Below are 15,921 nucleotides of genomic sequence, written 5' to 3'. Positions count from 1 at the left end.
ACAGTTCCGCGAGCGCCGCGGTCGGACCGGCGCGGACGGTGCGTCAGGCGTTGAGGACGACGTTGATCGGAGGCTCGCCGGCGAGCAGCCGCTCGATCTGCGTGCGGACGACGCGCGCGATGCGCGGATGCATGGCGTCGGAGGACCCGCCGACATGCGGTGCGATCAGGACGCCGGGGGCGGTCCAGAGCGGATGCCCGGCGGGCAGCGGCTCCGGATCGACGACGTCGAGCGCCGCCCGGATCCGGCCGCGGGTCGCGTGGTCCACGAGCGCGTCCGTGTCGATGAGGACGCCGCGTCCGACGTTCACGACCAAGGCGCCGTCGGGCAGGGCCGACAGAGCCGCGTCGTCGATGAGGTGACGCGTGTCGGAGGTGTCCGGCAGGCCGAGGATGACGATCTCGGCATCCGGAAGCAGTGCCGGCAGCTCGTCGATCGCGTGCACCTCCACGGTGCCCAGCCGATCGTGCTCGACGGTGCGCGCCGTCCGGGCCACCACGGTCAGCCGGGCCTCGAAGCCGGCCAGCCGCTCGGCGATGGCCTGGCCGACGCCGCCGAAGCCCAGCAGCAGCACACGGCGATCGGCGAGACCGGGGGACCACAGTCGCTCCCAGGCGCCGCGATCCTGCGAGCGCACGAATTCCGGGATGTGCCGCTGCGCGGCGAGGGTCAGTGCGAGCGCCTGCTCGCCCGTCGCGGTCTCGTGCACCGTGGCGGCGTTCGCGAAGCGCTGGCCTTCGGGCAGGATGTCGATGATGCTCTCGTAACCGATCATCTGCCCCTGCACGAGCCCGACCTCGACGCCCTCGAGCGCGCCGAGCGCCTCGCCGGCATTCATGTACGGCGGGACGACGATGTCGAGACGCTCTCGGGGCGCGGGGGACTGCATGTCCCAGATCAGCACCTCCACACCGTCGGGGACGGGGGCGATGTCGGCGGCGAGGCGATCGGTGGGGACGGTGACGACGAGGCTCACCCCTCGAGCCTATCCTCGCGTGCGCGCCGGGCGCGGAGTAGCGTTCGGATTGTCTCCCGACGAGAGGACGTCCGATGATTCCCGAGATCAACTACTGGGCCGTGCTGCTGGCGACGGTGTCGAGCATGGTCGTCGGCGCCGTCTGGTACGCGCCGGGCGTCTTCGGCCGGCGCTGGGCGAAGCTCGCGCACGTGGATCTGGACAATCCCTCACGGGGTCCGCTGTGGCCGATGGTGGCGACCGTACTGGTGAGCTTCGGCACGGCGTGGGTGCTCGCCGGAGCCTCGGCGATCGCCTGGCACTTCTACGAGGGGTCGTTCTTCGCTGCCACCTTCGTCACCGCGATCCTGCTCTGGGGCGGATTCACGGGTGCGCGATTCATCACGCACGATGCGTTCGAGGGGAGACCGACTCAGCTCACGACGCTGAACATCGCGCACGAGCTCGTCACCGTCGCCGTCATGGCGCTCATCATCGGGGTGTGGCCGCCGCCGCTCGGCTGACGTTCCTTTCGCTCGCGCCCATCTCGCTCGTTGAGCGAGCGAAGCGAGCCGAAACGCGGCTACTGCTGATCGGCTTCCACCGCGTTTCGTCTCGGTCGGCTCCGCCGTCCTCGCTCAACGAACGGTCGGGGTTCCCTATGCGGCGACGCGGGCGACCGCGGCGATCGCGCTCGTGAAGAAGTCCAGACCGTCCACGCCGCTGCGCATGGCGGCGACGGTGTCGGGGCCGAAGCCCGGCTCGGTGGCGTGCTCGGGGTGCGGCATGAGGCCCACCACGTTGCCCGCCTCGTTCGTCACGCCCGCGATGTCGCGCAGCGACCCGTTGGGGTTGACGCCGGCATAGCGGAACGCGACGAGGCCTTCGCCCTCCAGACGGTCGAGCGTCTCCTCCGAGGCGATGTAGCCGCCGTCGCCGTTCTTCAGCGGGATGACGATCTCCTGGCCGGTGCGGAACGCGTTGGTCCAGGCGGTGTCGGCGTTCTCCACCGTCAACTTCTGGTCGCGGCGCACGAAATGCTGGTGGTCGTTGCGGATCAACCCGCCCGGCAGCAGGTGCGACTCGACGAGCATCTGGAATCCGTTGCAGATCCCGAGTACGGGAAGCCCCTTCGCCGCGGCATCCCTGACCTCCGTCATGATCGGCGAGAGCGCGGCGATCGCGCCGGCACGCAGGTAGTCGCCGTAGCTGAACCCGCCGGGAAGGACGAGCGCGTCCACGCCTTCGAGGTCGTGGGAGCCGTGCCATAGGGCGACCGGCTCGGCGCCGGCGAGGCGGACAGCGCGCTGCGCGTCGCGGTCATCCAGCGAACCGGGGAACGTCACCACCCCGATCCGGATGCTCATTCGACGACCTCGATGCCGACGACGTCCTCGATCACGGAGTTCGAGAGGACCTCGTCCGCCACGCGCTTCGCCTCGGCGAGCAGCTCGTCGGTGACCTCGCCCTCGACCGTGAGCTCGAAGCGCTTGCCGATGCGGACGTCGCTGAAGCCCTCGACGCCGATGCGCGCGAACGCCCCGGAGACGGCCTTTCCCTGCGGGTCGAGCAGTTCGGACTTGGGCATGACGTCGACGACGATGGTGGGCATTCGGGCTCCAAAAGTCGCGGGAAGGCGGGCAGGCCCAGTCTACTGGCCCCGCGATGCCGCGACGCGCGAGGGTCAGGAGTGGAAGACGGTGTGCAGGTCGCCGATCAGCTCGCGGCCGCCCAGGCCGTCGATCTCGAACAGCACCGAGATGCCGGCGACGTGGCTGCCGAGCCGCTCCACGAGCTGGCGTCCGGCGGCGAGCGTGCCGCCCGTGGCGAGCACGTCGTCGATGAGCAGCACGCGGGACCCGGTCGGCAGGTCGTCGTGCATCTCGATCGTCGCGGTCCCGTACTCGAGGGCGTAGTCGACGGATGCCGCGGGGCGGGGCAGCTTGCCCGCCTTGCGGATCGGGATCAGTCCGGTGCCGGCGGCGATCGCCGCGGCGCCGGCGAGGATGAACCCGCGCGCCTCGATTCCGGCGACGACGTCGAACTGCCCGGCGAAGGGCTCGAGGATCGCCTCGGTCGTGACGCGCAAGGCCTCGGCATCCGCCAGCAGCGGCGTGATGTCGCGGAAGACGACGCCGGGTTCCGGGTAGTCCGGGATGCTGCGGATCAGGGATTCGGCGCGGACGAGTGCGGGCGACAGCGGGGTGGAGGGCACCGGCCAAGGGTACTCCGTTGCGCTGAGCCATCCGGAAGGACGACAGGCTTGACATGCGTGGGAGCGCTCCCATAGAGTGACTGCTCAGTTCGTGGGAGCGCTCCCACGACAGCCCGAAGCACGACCGCATCACACACGCACGACCCACTGCAACAGATTCCGCACAAAGGAGTGACCCGTGAACACACGCGCACGACGCCGGATGCTGGTGACGGCATCCCTGGCCTCCGTCTCGGCTCTCGCCCTCGCCGGCTGCACCGGCTCCGGCGACGCCGCCGAGGGGAGCTCGGACGAGGAGATCACGCTGACGATCACCACGTTCGGGACGTTCGGCTACGAGGACCTGTACGACGAGTACGAGGACCTGCACCCGAACATCACGATCGAGGCGAACAACATCGACACCGGTGGCAACGCCCGCACGGACGCGTTCACCAAGATCGCTGCCGGCTCCGGCCTCAGCGACATCGTCGCGATCGAGGAGGGTTGGCTCGGCGCGATCATGGAGGTCTCGGACACGTTCGTCGACCTGCGCGACCACGGCATCGAGGACCGCAAGGACGACTGGCTGGACTGGAAGTACGCCCAGGCGACGGATGCCGAGGGCCGTGTGATCGGCTACGGCACCGACGTCGGGCCCACCGGCATCTGCTACAACGGCCCCGCGTTCGAGGCCGCCGGTCTCCCGAGCGACCGCGAGTCCGTCGCCGAACTGCTGAACGGCGACTGGGAGAACTACTTCGCCGTCGGCCAGGAGTACACCGACAAGACCGGCAAGGCCTGGTACGACCACTCCGGTTTCGTCTGGAACTCCATGGTCAACCAGCTCGACGAGGGCTATTACACCGCGGACGGCGAGCTGAACGTCGAGGGCAACGACCTGCTCAAGGAGCGGTTCGAGCTGCTGGGCGCGGCGACCGAGGGCGGCCAGTCCGCCGCGCAGACGGCCTGGGACTGGAACGGCGGCAAGTCGTTCGTCGACGGCACCTTCGCGACGTTCGTCTGCCCCGGCTGGATGCTGGGCACGATCGCCGGTCAGCTCGAAGCCGGCGGCGGAGACGCCTCCACCGGCTGGGACTTCGCCGACGTCTTCCCCGGCGGTGCGGCCAACTGGGGCGGCGCCTGGCTGTCGATCCCGGAGACGTCGGAGCACAAGGAGGAGGCCGCGGCCCTCGCCGACTGGCTGACCCAGCCCGAGCAGCAGGTGAAGCAGTCCGCCGCCGCGGGCAACTTCCCCTCGACCGTCGAGGCGCAGGAGACCCTCGCCGCCGAGGCCACCCCGAACGAGCTGTTCAACGACGCCCCCACCGGGGCGATCCTCGCCGAGCGCGCGAAGGGCGTCGTCGCCCAGTTCAAGGGACCGGATGACTCGGTCATCCAGGAGAACGTGTTCGGCCCGGCGCTGAGCTCGCTCGACCGCGGTGAGACCGACACCCAGGGCGCGTGGGATCAGGCCCTGTCCCTGCTGAACGAACTGGTCGGCTGACCCTCAGTCGTTCCTTCCGGTCGCAGTCCCTGCCGCCTCGGCGCCGCCAGAGCCGCAGGGACTGCGACCGGAGACGCCCACCTTCGACGGGATAGAAATGACTCTCACCGCTCCGCCCGAGGAGCGCGTCGCCCCGGCATCCGCTCGCACGGACTCGGGGACGAAACGCCCCTGGCGCCACCGCCTCTCGCGGTTCGACCAGAACGCGTCGCCGTATCTCTACGTGTCGCCGTTCTTCCTGCTGTTCGGCCTGATCGGGCTGTTCCCGCTCGTCTACACGGTGTACGTCGCCGTGCACGAGTGGGACCTGCTCAAGGGCGAGGGGCCGTTCGTCGGGTTCGGAAACTTCGCCGAGATCCTCGGCGATCCGATGTTCTGGAACTCGATCGTCAACACGCTGAGCATCTTCCTGCTGTCGGCGATCCCGCAACTGTGCGTGGCTCTCGTCATCGCGTACCTCCTCGATCGCGGTCTGCGCGCGCCGACGTTCTGGCGGATGAGCGTGCTCATCCCGTTCGTCGTCACCCCCGTCGCGGTCGCCATCATCTTCTCCAGCGTGTTCAACGAGGCCGATGGCCTCGCCAACAACCTGCTGAACCTCATCGGGATCGCCGACCAGGAGTGGAAGCACAACACGTTCCTGTCGCACATCGCGATCGCGATCATGGTCAACTTCCGCTGGACCGGGTACAACGCCCTGATCCTGCTCGCCGCGATGCAGGCCGTGCCGCGGGACCTGTACGAGTCCGCCGCCCTGGACGGCGCGGGAGCCGCCCGTCGGTTCTTCTCGATCACGATCCCGACGATCCGGCCGACCCTCATCTTCGTCATCATCACCGCGACGATCGGCGGCCTCCAGATCTTCGCGGAGCCGCGCCTGTTCGACGTCTCCACCGCCGGCGGCATCGGCGGAAGCGACCGGCAGTTCCAGACCACCGTGCTGTTCCTGTGGGAGATGGCGTTCTTCCGCCGCGACCTCGGCGAGGCGTCCGCGATCGCCATCCTGCTGTTCCTGCTGATCGTCGGGATCGGCGTGATCAACTTCCTCATCTCCCGAGGGATCGCCTCGGGCGACGCCCCGAAGCGCAATCGCGCCGCCCGTCGCGCAGCGGCCCAGGCGCCCACGAAGGAGGACGCCCGATGACCGCCACCCAGGCCATGAGCGTTCCCGAGCGCATCCGCCGCCGGCGCGGAACGAGCTCGGGCATCGCAGGCATCGGCAGCCGGCCCGGCTTCCTCACGTACGGCCTCCTCGCCGCCTTCATCATCGGCAGCGTCTACCCGCTGTGGTGGTCGGTCGTGGTCGCCTCGGGAGACAACTCGACCCGCGGCGAGACTCTGCCCCTGATCCCGGGCGGCAACTTCTTCACCAACGCCGCGAAGGTGTTCGACGCCATCCCGTTCTGGCTGGCGCTGGGCAACTCCGTGATCATCTCGACGATCATCACCGTCTCGGTCGTGACGTTCTCGACGCTCGCCGGCTACGCGTTCGCGAAGCTGCGGTTCCGGGGCCGCGACGGGCTGATGGTGTTCGTCATCGCGACCATGGCGATCCCCACGCAGCTCGGCATCATCCCGTTGTTCATGCTCATGCGCGAGCTCGGCTGGACCGGGTCGATCGGCGCCGTCATCGTGCCCACACTCGTCACGGCGTTCGGCGTGTTCTTCATGCGGCAGTATCTCGTCGACGTAATCCCGGACGAACTGATCGAGGCCGCACGCATGGACGGCGCCAACCAGTTCCGCACGTTCCTCACGGTGGGTCTGCCGGCCGCGCGGCCGGCCATGGCGATCCTCGGGCTGTTCACCTTCATGACGGCCTGGACCGACTACCTCTGGCCGCTCATCGTGCTCTCGCCCCAGAATCCGACCCTGCAGACGGCGCTGAGCCAGCTGCAGTCCGGGTACTACATCGACTACTCGATCGTGCTCGCCGGCGCGGTGCTCGCGACGCTGCCCCTGCTCATCCTCTTCGTGGTGGCGGGCAAGCAGCTGGTCAGTGGCATCATGGCGGGCGCGGTGAAAGGATGACCGCTATGACGACACGGCCGTTCCCGGACGACTTCCTCTTCGGCGCAGCCACCGCCGCGTACCAGATCGAGGGCGCCGCGTTCGAGGACGGGCGCACCGCGTCGATCTGGGACGCGTTCGCCCGGGTGCCCGGGGCCGTGATCGGCGGAGACGACGGGGACGTGGCGTGCGACCACTACCACCGCTACGCCGAGGACGTCGCGCTCATGAAGCGGATCGGCCTGCAGACGTACCGGTTCTCCACGTCGTGGTCGCGCGTGCGTCCGGACGGCGGCGCGGTCAACCCGAAGGGGGTCGACTTCTACGAGCGCCTGGTGGACGAGCTGCTCGGCGCCGGCATCCTGCCCTGGCTCACGCTCTACCACTGGGACATGCCGCAGGCGCTGCAGGATGCCGGGGGCTGGACGAGCCGCGACACGGTCGAGCGCTTCCTCGAGTACGCGGGCACGATGCATGACGCGCTCGGCGACCGCGTGAAGGTGTGGACGACGTTGAACGAGCCGTGGTGCTCGTCGTTCCTGTCGTACACCGGCGGCGAGCACGCCCCCGGGCACACCAGCATCGCCGAGGGGCTGCTCGCCTCGCATCACCTCCTGCTCGCGCACGGCGCGACGGTGCGCGAACTGCGCGGGCGCGACGCCTCCTTGAACCTCGGGATCACCCTCAACCACACCGTCGCCGACGCGGTGGATCCGGCGGACCCGGCCGACGTCGATGCCGCCCGCCGGGTCGACGGCCAGTTCAACCGGTGGTTCCTCGATCCGATCTACCGCGCGTCGTATCCGGCGGACATCGTCGAGGACATCCGCGCCGTGGATGCCGAGGCGATCGAGCGCTTCGAGGCGGCGATCCTGGACGGCGACCTCGAGACGATCTCGGAGCGCATCGACACGCAGGGCGTGAACTACTACCACGGCGACTACGTGTCCGGAACCGCTCCGGAGGTCCCTCCGGTCTCGGGCGGACCCGCCACGCAGCGCCCGGGGCGCAGCCCCTATCCGTCGGATGCCGGCATCCACTCGGTCGAGCGCGGGCTGCCGCGCACGGCGCAGAACTGGGAGGTGCAGCCGGAGGGGCTGACCCGGCTGCTGCAGCGCGTGTGGACGGAGTACGCCGAGCCCGCCGGCGTCGTGCTGTACATGACCGAGAACGGTGCCGCCTACGACGACGTCGCCGTCATCGAGAGCGGCGAGACGCGCGTCCACGATGCCGAGCGCACGGAGTTCCTGCGCCTGCACCTGGGCGCGGTGCTGGATGCCGCGGACGCCGGCGTCGACGTGCGCGGCTACTTCTACTGGTCGCTGTTCGACAACTACGAGTGGGCGTGGGGCTACGACAAGCGGTTCGGCATCGTCCGCGTCGACTACGACACGCAGGAGCGGAGCCTGAAGGACTCGGGGCGGGAGTACGCCCGCATCATCGCCGCACGATCGCTCTGAGCCGCCCGGAGGTTCGTGCGCCCCGCGACGGCGTCGACCGGTGAGAATAGGGCGATGGGAATGAGCGGGCGATGACGGCGTCACGGGCGACGATCGAAGAGGTGGCGGCGGCGGCCGGGGTGTCGCGCTCGACGGTGTCGCGGGTCGTGAACGGCTCGACGGCGGTGAGCCCCGAGGCGCTCGAGGCCGTCCGGCGCGCCATCGACGAGCTGAACTACGTGCCCAATCGTGCCGCGAGGTCGCTGGCCTCGCGGCAGACGCACGCCATCGCGCTCATCGTGCCCGAGGACACCACCCGCTTCTTCGGAGACCCGTTCTTCGCCGCGATCGTGGCAGGGATCACGGGAGCCCTCGGGGGATCCGACTACCTGCTCAACCTCCTCATCGCGAGCGACGACCCGGGCGACAAGATGACCAGCTTCGTGCGCAACGGAGGCGTGGACGGGGCGCTGATCGTGTCGCACCACACCAGTGACGCGTACATCGATCGCATCGCCGACGCCGTTCCCGTCGTGTTCGGCGGCCGTCCGATCCATCGTCGCGATTCCGATTACGTCGTCGACGTCGACAACGTGGCCAGCGCTCGGCTCGCGACGCAGCACCTCATCGACATCGGGCGCAGCCGGATCGCGACGATAACGGGCCCGCTGACCATGCTCGCCGCGGGGGACCGCGTGCAGGGCTACCGCGATGCGCTGGCGGATGCCGGCCTCGCGCCGTTCGCCGAGGAGGAGGGCGACTACAGCGAATCGAGCGGGGCTGAGGCCGCGCGGCGCATCCTCGCGGCGGGGACGCCCGATGCGCTCTTCGCGGCGAGCGACCTGATGGCCCGAGGAGCGATGGCCGCGCTGCGCCGCGCGGGACTGCGGGTGCCGGACGACGTCGCCGTGGTCGGGTTCGACGACTCCTCGGTGGCGCTGACGACGGATCCGCCGCTGACGACGATCCGTCAGCCGATGTACAAGCAGGGGGAGTCGATGGCCGCGGTGCTGCTGGCGCGTCTCTCCGGCGGCACGCCGGAGCGGACGACGATGCTCCCCACCGAGCTCGTGGTGCGCGGCTCGGCCTAGAGCGATGGCACGGGCGCAACGGCGACGATAGCCGAACGGATGATGTGGGCGGCGTGCGCCTGTCCTTAGGCTGAGGCGCATGAGTTCTCCGGAGCAGGGTGTGCGCGGCATCCTGGCGCCCGTGCGCTTCGGGCGCGCGCTGCAGGTCGTGCTGCTCGGAATGATCGTCGTGTGCGCGGTGCGTTACGCCCTGCGCCATGAGGATGCCGTGGCGATGCCGTACATCCTCGCCGGTGCCGCGCTGCTCGCGGCCGTCGCCCTTCTGCGCCCGGTCGTGCCGCGGAGGGGAGCCTGGCCGGTGGTCTGGACGCTGGTGGTCGCAGCCCTGTGGATCCTGCTCACGCTCACGGCGCCGTCCTTCGCATGGTGCGCGGTCCCGCTCGCCTTCGCCGTGCTGCAGATCCTGCCGTTCTGGCCGGCCGCCGGCGTCGTGGCCGCGATGACGGCCGTGGTGATCGCCGCGGAACTGAGGCTCGCCGAGGAGGCGGATCCGACGCTGATCGCGGGCCCGCTCGGCATCGCCTTCGCGACGGTCGTCGCGTACCGCGCGCTGGATCGCGAGGCGCGGGCGCGCGAGCAGCTGGTGGACGAGCTCACCGCGACGCAGTCCGAGCTCGCCGCCGCCGAGAACCGCGCTGGAGCGCTCGCCGAACGCGCGCGTCTGTCGCGCGAGATCCACGACTCCGTGGGCCAGAACCTGTCCAGCATCCATCTGCTCCTGCAGGCGGCCGAGCAGCAGTGGGACCGCCGGCCCGACGCGGCGCGCGCGCAGGTGCGCACGGCGGCCGACACGGCCCGCGCGGGACTCGACGAGGTGCGCCGTGTCGTGCGTGATCTGGCTCCGTCCGAGCTCGACGGCGTCGCCGGCTCACTACCGGCGGCGATCGAGCGGCTCGTGACCGAGGCGGTCGGCGTCGACGCCTCGTTCCGGAGTCACGGTGCGCTCGGCGACGTGCCGCTGCCGGTTGCCGCCGCCGTGATCCGCACCGTCCGTGGTGCGCTCGCCAATGTCGCCGAGCATGCGCAGGCCTCGCGGACGGTGGTGAGCCTCACCGCCCAGCCCGACGAGCTGCGCCTCGACATCCGTGACGACGGCATCGGCTTCGATGCGCGGCCGGCCGCTCGGAGGGAGCGGGTCCGGCAGCGCCGATCCGCCGGTCGCGGAAGGGGCCTCGCGGGCATCGAGGAGCGGATCGCCGCCGTGGGCGGAAGCCTCGAGATCGAATCGGCTCCGGGGGAGGGGACGACCGTGTCGGCGGTGTTCCCCGCGTCCGCGCTGTCCGCCGGTTCGGACTCATCCGTGTTCGGCGAGTCCGCGGCGACGGTTGCCGCGGAGAAGGAGACACCATGACGCTGCGCCTGGTGCTGGTCGACGATCATCCGGTCGTGCGTGCGGGCCTGCGCGCGCTCCTCGAGTCCAGCGAGGACTTCGACGTGGTCGGCGAGGCGGGGGACGCGGCCTCGGCCGTCGAGCGGGTCGCCGCGGAGCGCCCGGACGTCGTTCTCATGGACCTCAGCCTCGGCGACGGCGTGGGAGGCATCGAGGCGACGCGGCGACTCTCCGCGGGAGAGCATGCCCCCGCGGTCCTCGTGCTGACGACCTACGACACCGAGTCCGACATCCTGCGGGCTCTGGATGCCGGGGCGCGCGGCTACCTGCTCAAGGACGCGCCCCCTGCCGAGCTTTTCGCCGGCATCCGGGCCGTCGCGAAGGGCGAGCCCGCGCTCGCTCCCTCCGTCGCGGCGACGCTCATGCGTCGTGCGGCGTCGCCTGAGCCGCGCATGACCGAGCGCGAGGTCGAGGTGCTCGAGCTGCTCGCAGACGGGCAGGGCAACCGAGAGATGGCGAAGGCGCTGTTCGTGTCCGAGGCGACCGTGAAGTCGCATCTGTCGCACATCTACACCAAGCTCGGCGTCGACACGCGGGCGGGCGCTGTCGCCGCGGCGATCGAGCAGCGGATCATCCGACGCTGACCCGAGCCCGGCAGACCCGCGCGGTGCACTCGATCTCGGCCCCCCGACCGAGATCGAGCACCCTCCCCATGAGGAGTGGGGGCGAAGATGTGCGGGGCGCGACCCGCGGTGTCCCTCCGGCACGAGCGGCGGGAGCGCCTCGCGAGCTCCCCGACGAGCTCCATCTCCGTGTTGAATGACTGAATGCTCATTCAGTCAGTACCATAGCGGGTGGCCGCAGGTTTCAGGAAATGCGTCGGGAGGATGCCGCATGGCGCGCTCCGAGGAGCAGAACCGCCGTGCGCGCGAGCGCGCTCGCGAGAGCATCCTGACGGCCGCGATCGAGGTCTTCGCCGAACGCGGAGTCCACGGTGCGACGATCGCCGAGATCACCGGGCGAGCGGGCGTCGCCCAGGGGCTGGTCAACTATCACTTCGGCGGCAAGGACCAGCTGGTCGGCGAGGTGGTCGATCGCTGGTTCCGTCTGCTGATCGGCTTCCCGATGGGGGAAGGGAGCGCGGACGATCGTCTGCGCGCCATCATCGAGGGCGCACTCGCCGCAGCATCCGCCCACCGCCTGCTGCACCGCGCGGTCATGACGATGCAGCAGGATCCGGCGCAGCTGCGGTTCTTCGCCGAGGCGGCCGCGCGCAATGCGGACGGCGCGGCCGGGGCCGAACAGGCGGTCCGCGCGATCTTCGCGGAGCGCGGTGCGGCCGACCCCGCGCTCGAAGAGGTCATGCTGCGCACCCTGCTCGAGGGCGTCGCCCTGAAGTACTCGGCGGTCGGTGAGTTCTTCCCGCTCGATGCCGCGCGAGGCTGGGTGCTCGAGAGATACGGGCTGGAGGCGTGATGGCGATCATCGATCTGAACTCCGATGTCGGTGAGAACGTCCCCGACCGCATCGTCAGCGACGACGCGGGCATGCTCGAGATCGTCACGAGTGCGAACGTCTCGTGCGGTTTCCACGCCGGAAGCCCGGAGGGGATCCGCGAGACGCTCGCCGCCGCCGTGAGCCGCGGCGTGGTGATCGGAGCGCACCCGGGATACCGCGATGAGGAGAACTTCGGGCGCGTGCCGGTCGACCTGGATTCGGCGACGCTGCAGGCGCACGTGGAGTATCAGCTCGGCGCGCTGATCGGACTCGCCTCCGCTGTCGGCGGCCGGGTCTCGTATGTGAAGCCGCACGGCGCGCTGTACAACACGATCGCCCGCGACGACCGGCAGGCGCGGGATGTCGTCGCGGCGATCCGCGCCGTCGATCCCCGACTGGTGCTGCTGGGTCTCGCCGGCGGGGTCGTGCTCGACGTCGCCGAACGGGCCGGGCTGACCGTCGCCACCGAGGCCTTCGCCGACCGCGCGTACCTTCCGGACGGCCGGCTGGTCCCTCGCAGCCAGGAGGGCGCCGTGCTGCACGATCCGTCAGCCGTCGCCGAGCGCATGACGCGCCTGGCCGCCGACGGACTGATCCGTGCGGTCGACGGCACGGACGTCGCCGTCTCCGCCCAGTCGATCTGCGTGCACGGCGACAGCCCTGGTGCGGTCGCGATGGCCGCCGAGATCCGGAGGCGACTGTCGGAATCCGGCGTGATGATCGCCCCGTTCGTCGAGGCGCGGAGGTGACGGCTGTTCGCGTCGCGGATCCTGCTGCTCCCGGGCGGTCAGAGCGGCAGAGAGCGCGACCTGGACAGGGCCGGTGCTGATGCGTGTGCTCACGGCATCCGATCGCGCGATGCTCATCGAAGCCGTCGATCTGGCCGAGGCGATGCGGGTGAACGTCCGGCTGGGCGACCTGCCGGGCATCGTCGAGCGCGTCCCCGGCGCGCGTACCGTGCTCGTGCGCTTCGATCCGCTGCGCACGTCCGCGGATGCGATCGCCGCCGCCGTGGCATCCGGAACGGCGGATGCCGAGCCGCCGTCGCCGACGAGAGAAGTCGTCCTGCCCGTGCGCTACGACGGCGAGGACCTCGAGGAGACCGCGCGGATGCTTTCGGTGTCACCGGAAGAGCTCGTGCGCCGGCATCTCGCAGCCGAGTGGACGGTCGCGTTCTCGGGCTTCGCGCCCGGGTTCGGGTACGCGGTCAGCGGTGATCCGCTCTTCGACGTTCCTCGTCGTTCCACGCCGCGCACGCGCGTGCCCGCCGGGTCGGTCGGGCTCGCCGGCGTGTTCAGCGGGGTGTATCCGCGGGAGTCCCCGGGCGGCTGGCAGCTGATCGGCCGCACGGACGCCGTGATGTGGGACATCGACCGCGATCCGCCGGCGCTGCTGTCACCGGGCACCGGGGTACGGTTCGAGCGGGCGGACCGGGAGGTCGTCCGATCCAGGGGCGGTGTGCGCGCGCCGCGACGGGTCGAGGCCGATGATCCCCGGCCCCGCACGCCGGGCCTCGAGGTCGTGCGTCCGGCGCTCCAGCTGCTCGTTCAGGATGCCGGACGGACCGGTTTCGCGGCGCTCGGTGTGTCCTCGTCCGGCGCAGCGGACCGGCGCGCGCTGCATGACGCGAACCGCGCGGTCGGAAACGCGCCGACCGCCGCGGTTCTGGAGTGCGTCGGATCGGCGGTGCTGCGCCTGCACGGTTCCGGCGTCGCCGTCATCACGGGAGCAGAGGGCGAACTCGAACTCGTGACGGCCGACGGCGGGGCGCGGCCGATCGCGCACGGCGTCCCATTCGCCACGTCCGAAGGCGACGAGCTGCATCTCGGGCATCCGGAACGCGGCATCCGGTACGTCATCGGGGTGCGGGGCGGGGTGGCCGCGGCATCCGTTCTGGGCAGTCGGGCCACGGACACACTGGCCGGGCTGGGGCCGGCGCCGCTGGTCGCCGGCGACGTCGTCGGGGTCGGCCGGGACGTCGCCGGGTCTGTGGAGGAGGGCGTCTCGCCGCGCGCGCTGCCGGCGACAGGCGAGGTCGTCGAGCTCCCGATCACCCTCGGACCGCGCGACGACTGGTTCACGCCGGCGGCGCTCGACGCGCTCGTGAGCCAGGATTGGCTGGTGACGCCGCGATCGGACCGGGTCGGCGTCCGGCTGCAGGGGGATCGGCCGCTGGAGCGCGCGATCACCGGCGAGCTGCCCAGCGAAGGCGCCGTGGCGGGCGCTCTCCAGGTGCCGCCGGATGGGCAGCCGGTGCTGTTCGGGCCCGATCATCCGGTCACGGGCGGGTATCCGATCATCGCCGCGCTCACGGATGCCGCGCTGGACACGTCCGGTCAGCTGCCGCCCGGTGCCCGCATCCGGTTCCGTGTGGTCTGATCGCGTCCCGTGCCGGCCTGGCGGCGCATCCGTCCCGGAGACCCGGAAGGCATCGTCCGCTCGGGCGGTCGCCGGATGCCGCCGTGGCCGGCGCCTACTCCGGGTCGCCGCCGAGCGGGCCCACGGCCGGGATGGGTCCGCCGTCGTCGGCACCCGTCTTCCGCCAGCGGGCGATCGCGTTGCCGAGGTGGTAGATGAGCAGCGCGGCGACCGTGCCCAGCACGATCGCGCCGAGCTGGAAGCTGCCCCAGCCCATCGCGAAACCGGCGATCGCGATCACGAACGACACCGCCACCGTGTACTGGTTCACCGGTCGGGAGAAGTCCACCCGGTTGTCCACCCAGATCTTGATGCCGATGACGCCGATGAGGCCGTACAGCGCGGTGGTCACGCCGCCGAGCACGCCCTGCGGGATCGTGTTGAACACGAAGCCGATCTTGGGGGAGAACGCCAGCAGGATCGCGACGATGCCCGCCACCCAGTAGGCGGCGGTCGAGTAGACGCGCGTGGCGGCCATGACGCCGATGTTCTCGCCGTACGTGGTGGTGCCCGATCCGCCGAAACCGCCGGCGATCGTCGTGGCGAGGCCGTCCGCGACCAGCGCCCGGCCGGTGTGGCGGTTGATCGACGGGTCCTCGGTCATGGTAGCGACGCCCCGCACGTGACCGACGTTCTCGGCGATCAGCACGAGGACGACCGGCAGGAACATGGGCACCAGCGCCCACGCCGCCGGATCCGTGATGGCGGCGAGGTGGAAGTCCGGCAGGCCGATCCAGGCGACGTCCTCGATGCCCTCGAACTTCAGCTGCCCCGTGGCCGCGGCGACGATGTACCCGACGATGACGCCGAGGAAGATCGAGATGCGGCCGAGGAACCCGCGGAACAGGACGCTGAACAGCACGACCGCGACCAGCGTCACGGTGGCCAGCTCCGGCTGCGCCTGGAAGTTGTTCCATGCTGCGGGGGCCAGGTTGAAGCCGATCAGCGCCACGATGGATCCCGCCACCACGGGTGGCATGAGCTTGTCGATCCAGCCGGTTCCGACCGCCTGGACCAGGAATCCGATCGCGGCGAGAAGGATGCCCGCTGCGGCCACGCCCACCAGCGCCTGGGTGATCTGCTCCGGCGTCTCGAGCGCCTGTCCGGCGTTCAGCGCCGTGATCGGGGCGATGAACGCGAACGAGGAGCCGAGGTAGCTGGGAAGGCGGTTGCGGGTCAGCAGGAGGAAGAGCAGCGTGCCGACGCCCGAGAACAGCAGGGTCGTGGTGACCGGGAAGCCGGTGAGGATCGGCACCAGGAACGTCGCGCCGAACATGGCGACGACGTGCTGGGCGCCGATCGCGATGGTCGCGGGCCAGCTCAGCCGTTCTTCGGGCTTGACGACCTGACCGGGTTCGACGGTGCGGCCGTCGCCGTGGATCTTCCACACGGGCATGGGGGCTCCTCAGGGCTCGGGAATGTCGAGGGATGCTGGGGCAACATTACCGATTCCTGGGCGTTCGCTGAGCGCCCAGGCCCT

Annotated in this window: 16 protein-coding genes; 11 read left to right on the top strand and 5 right to left on the bottom strand. The window is 70.5% G+C overall.

Annotated elements, in window-relative coordinates:
- Positions 1-43: 43 nt before the first annotated feature.
- The gene (locus AC3RXZ_RS09650; protein WP_243229019.1) at positions 44-976 is read right to left on the bottom strand and encodes a 2-hydroxyacid dehydrogenase; all 933 of its coding nucleotides are present in this window, start codon (positions 974-976) and stop codon (positions 44-46) included.
- A 74-nt stretch (positions 977-1,050) separates the two neighbouring features.
- Here AC3RXZ_RS09650 and AC3RXZ_RS09645 point away from each other — a divergent pair, with 74 nt between their 5' ends.
- Entirely contained in the window at positions 1,051-1,479 is a 429-nt protein-coding gene (locus tag AC3RXZ_RS09645; protein WP_243229020.1) for a DUF1761 domain-containing protein, read from the top strand.
- Positions 1,480-1,614: 135 nt separating this feature from the next.
- On the opposite strand, the gene purQ is transcribed toward AC3RXZ_RS09645, so the two are convergent.
- The 3 genes from purQ to AC3RXZ_RS09630 all read right to left on the bottom strand — a co-directional run bounded on the left by purQ (position 1,615) and on the right by AC3RXZ_RS09630 (position 3,170).
- Entirely contained in the window at positions 1,615-2,322 is a 708-nt protein-coding gene (purQ, locus tag AC3RXZ_RS09640) for a phosphoribosylformylglycinamidine synthase subunit PurQ (protein ID WP_243229022.1), read from the bottom strand.
- Complete coding sequence (gene purS, locus AC3RXZ_RS09635) at positions 2,319-2,567, bottom strand: phosphoribosylformylglycinamidine synthase subunit PurS (RefSeq protein ID WP_243229024.1); 249 nt, start codon at positions 2,565-2,567, stop codon at positions 2,319-2,321. Before purS ends, purQ begins: the two co-directional genes overlap by 4 nt.
- Before the next feature lie 72 nt (positions 2,568-2,639).
- The gene (locus AC3RXZ_RS09630) at positions 2,640-3,170 is read right to left on the bottom strand and encodes an adenine phosphoribosyltransferase (protein WP_491493872.1); all 531 of its coding nucleotides are present in this window, start codon (positions 3,168-3,170) and stop codon (positions 2,640-2,642) included.
- Positions 3,171-3,348: 178 nt separating this feature from the next.
- Here AC3RXZ_RS09630 and AC3RXZ_RS09625 point away from each other — a divergent pair, with 178 nt between their 5' ends.
- The 10 genes from AC3RXZ_RS09625 (at position 3,349) to AC3RXZ_RS09580 (ending at position 14,402) form a co-directional block, all read left to right on the top strand.
- Positions 3,349-4,656: an ABC transporter substrate-binding protein gene (locus AC3RXZ_RS09625; protein ID WP_243229027.1), complete on the top strand. Its 1,308-nt coding sequence runs from the start codon at positions 3,349-3,351 to the stop codon at positions 4,654-4,656.
- Between the two features lie 97 nt (positions 4,657-4,753).
- Positions 4,754-5,800 (top strand): carbohydrate ABC transporter permease, encoded by a 1,047-nt coding sequence (locus tag AC3RXZ_RS09620; protein ID WP_243229029.1) that lies wholly within the window; start codon positions 4,754-4,756, stop codon positions 5,798-5,800.
- A complete protein-coding gene (locus tag AC3RXZ_RS09615; protein ID WP_243229031.1) occupies positions 5,797-6,687 on the top strand; it encodes a carbohydrate ABC transporter permease in 891 nt (296 codons plus the stop codon). Before AC3RXZ_RS09620 ends, AC3RXZ_RS09615 begins: the two co-directional genes overlap by 4 nt.
- The gene (locus AC3RXZ_RS09610; RefSeq protein ID WP_374208974.1) at positions 6,684-8,126 is read left to right on the top strand and encodes a glycoside hydrolase family 1 protein; all 1,443 of its coding nucleotides are present in this window, start codon (positions 6,684-6,686) and stop codon (positions 8,124-8,126) included. Before AC3RXZ_RS09615 ends, AC3RXZ_RS09610 begins: the two co-directional genes overlap by 4 nt.
- A 71-nt stretch (positions 8,127-8,197) precedes the next feature.
- Positions 8,198-9,196 (top strand): LacI family DNA-binding transcriptional regulator, encoded by a 999-nt coding sequence (locus tag AC3RXZ_RS09605; RefSeq protein ID WP_491493871.1) that lies wholly within the window; start codon positions 8,198-8,200, stop codon positions 9,194-9,196.
- 79 nt (positions 9,197-9,275) lie between these two features.
- Positions 9,276-10,547, top strand: a complete 1,272-nt coding sequence (locus AC3RXZ_RS09600; protein WP_491493870.1) for a sensor histidine kinase — start codon at positions 9,276-9,278, stop codon at positions 10,545-10,547.
- Entirely contained in the window at positions 10,544-11,170 is a 627-nt protein-coding gene (locus tag AC3RXZ_RS09595) for a response regulator transcription factor (protein WP_243229037.1), read from the top strand. The genes AC3RXZ_RS09600 and AC3RXZ_RS09595 overlap by 4 nt, the downstream gene beginning before the upstream one ends.
- 250 nt (positions 11,171-11,420) lie before the next feature.
- Positions 11,421-12,002, top strand: a complete 582-nt coding sequence (locus AC3RXZ_RS09590) for a TetR/AcrR family transcriptional regulator (protein WP_491493869.1) — start codon at positions 11,421-11,423, stop codon at positions 12,000-12,002.
- Positions 12,002-12,772, top strand: a complete 771-nt coding sequence (locus tag AC3RXZ_RS09585; protein WP_243229040.1) for a LamB/YcsF family protein — start codon at positions 12,002-12,004, stop codon at positions 12,770-12,772. Before AC3RXZ_RS09590 ends, AC3RXZ_RS09585 begins: the two co-directional genes overlap by 1 nt.
- Positions 12,773-12,851: 79 nt before the next feature.
- On the top strand, positions 12,852-14,402 hold the full coding sequence (locus tag AC3RXZ_RS09580) for a 5-oxoprolinase subunit B/C family protein (RefSeq protein ID WP_491494114.1): 1,551 nt from the start codon (positions 12,852-12,854) through the stop codon (positions 14,400-14,402).
- A 94-nt stretch (positions 14,403-14,496) separates the two neighbouring features.
- Here the strand turns inward: AC3RXZ_RS09580 and AC3RXZ_RS09575 are convergent, their stop codons facing one another.
- A complete protein-coding gene (locus AC3RXZ_RS09575; protein ID WP_491493868.1) occupies positions 14,497-15,837 on the bottom strand; it encodes a uracil-xanthine permease family protein in 1,341 nt (446 codons plus the stop codon).
- Positions 15,838-15,921 lie beyond the last annotated feature (84 nt).

The sequence above is a fragment of the Microbacterium cucumeris genome, assembly GCF_058349845.2.
The sequence above is the reverse complement of the archived record's forward strand: the minus strand, read 5'-3'. Positions and strand labels throughout refer to the sequence as shown.

Excerpts from the sequence above, each read along its gene's own strand:
- AC3RXZ_RS09645 (WP_243229020.1), top strand. The coding sequence starts at position 1,051 with ATGATTCCCGAGATCAACTACTGGGCCGTGCTGCTGGCGACGGTGTCG.
- purQ (WP_243229022.1), bottom strand. The coding sequence starts at position 2,322 with ATGAGCATCCGGATCGGGGTGGTGACGTTCCCCGGTTCGCTGGATGAC.
- purS (WP_243229024.1), bottom strand. The coding sequence starts at position 2,567 with ATGCCCACCATCGTCGTCGACGTCATGCCCAAGTCCGAACTGCTCGAC.
- AC3RXZ_RS09620 (WP_243229029.1), top strand. The coding sequence starts at position 4,754 with ATGACTCTCACCGCTCCGCCCGAGGAGCGCGTCGCCCCGGCATCCGCT.
- AC3RXZ_RS09615 (WP_243229031.1), top strand. The coding sequence starts at position 5,797 with ATGACCGCCACCCAGGCCATGAGCGTTCCCGAGCGCATCCGCCGCCGG.
- AC3RXZ_RS09610 (WP_374208974.1), top strand. The coding sequence starts at position 6,684 with ATGACCGCTATGACGACACGGCCGTTCCCGGACGACTTCCTCTTCGGC.
- AC3RXZ_RS09605 (WP_491493871.1), top strand. The coding sequence starts at position 8,198 with ATGACGGCGTCACGGGCGACGATCGAAGAGGTGGCGGCGGCGGCCGGG.
- AC3RXZ_RS09600 (WP_491493870.1), top strand. The coding sequence starts at position 9,276 with ATGAGTTCTCCGGAGCAGGGTGTGCGCGGCATCCTGGCGCCCGTGCGC.
- AC3RXZ_RS09595 (WP_243229037.1), top strand. The coding sequence starts at position 10,544 with ATGACGCTGCGCCTGGTGCTGGTCGACGATCATCCGGTCGTGCGTGCG.
- AC3RXZ_RS09590 (WP_491493869.1), top strand. The coding sequence starts at position 11,421 with ATGGCGCGCTCCGAGGAGCAGAACCGCCGTGCGCGCGAGCGCGCTCGC.
- AC3RXZ_RS09585 (WP_243229040.1), top strand. The coding sequence starts at position 12,002 with ATGGCGATCATCGATCTGAACTCCGATGTCGGTGAGAACGTCCCCGAC.
- AC3RXZ_RS09580 (WP_491494114.1), top strand. The coding sequence starts at position 12,852 with ATGCGTGTGCTCACGGCATCCGATCGCGCGATGCTCATCGAAGCCGTC.
- AC3RXZ_RS09575 (WP_491493868.1), bottom strand. The coding sequence starts at position 15,837 with ATGCCCGTGTGGAAGATCCACGGCGACGGCCGCACCGTCGAACCCGGT.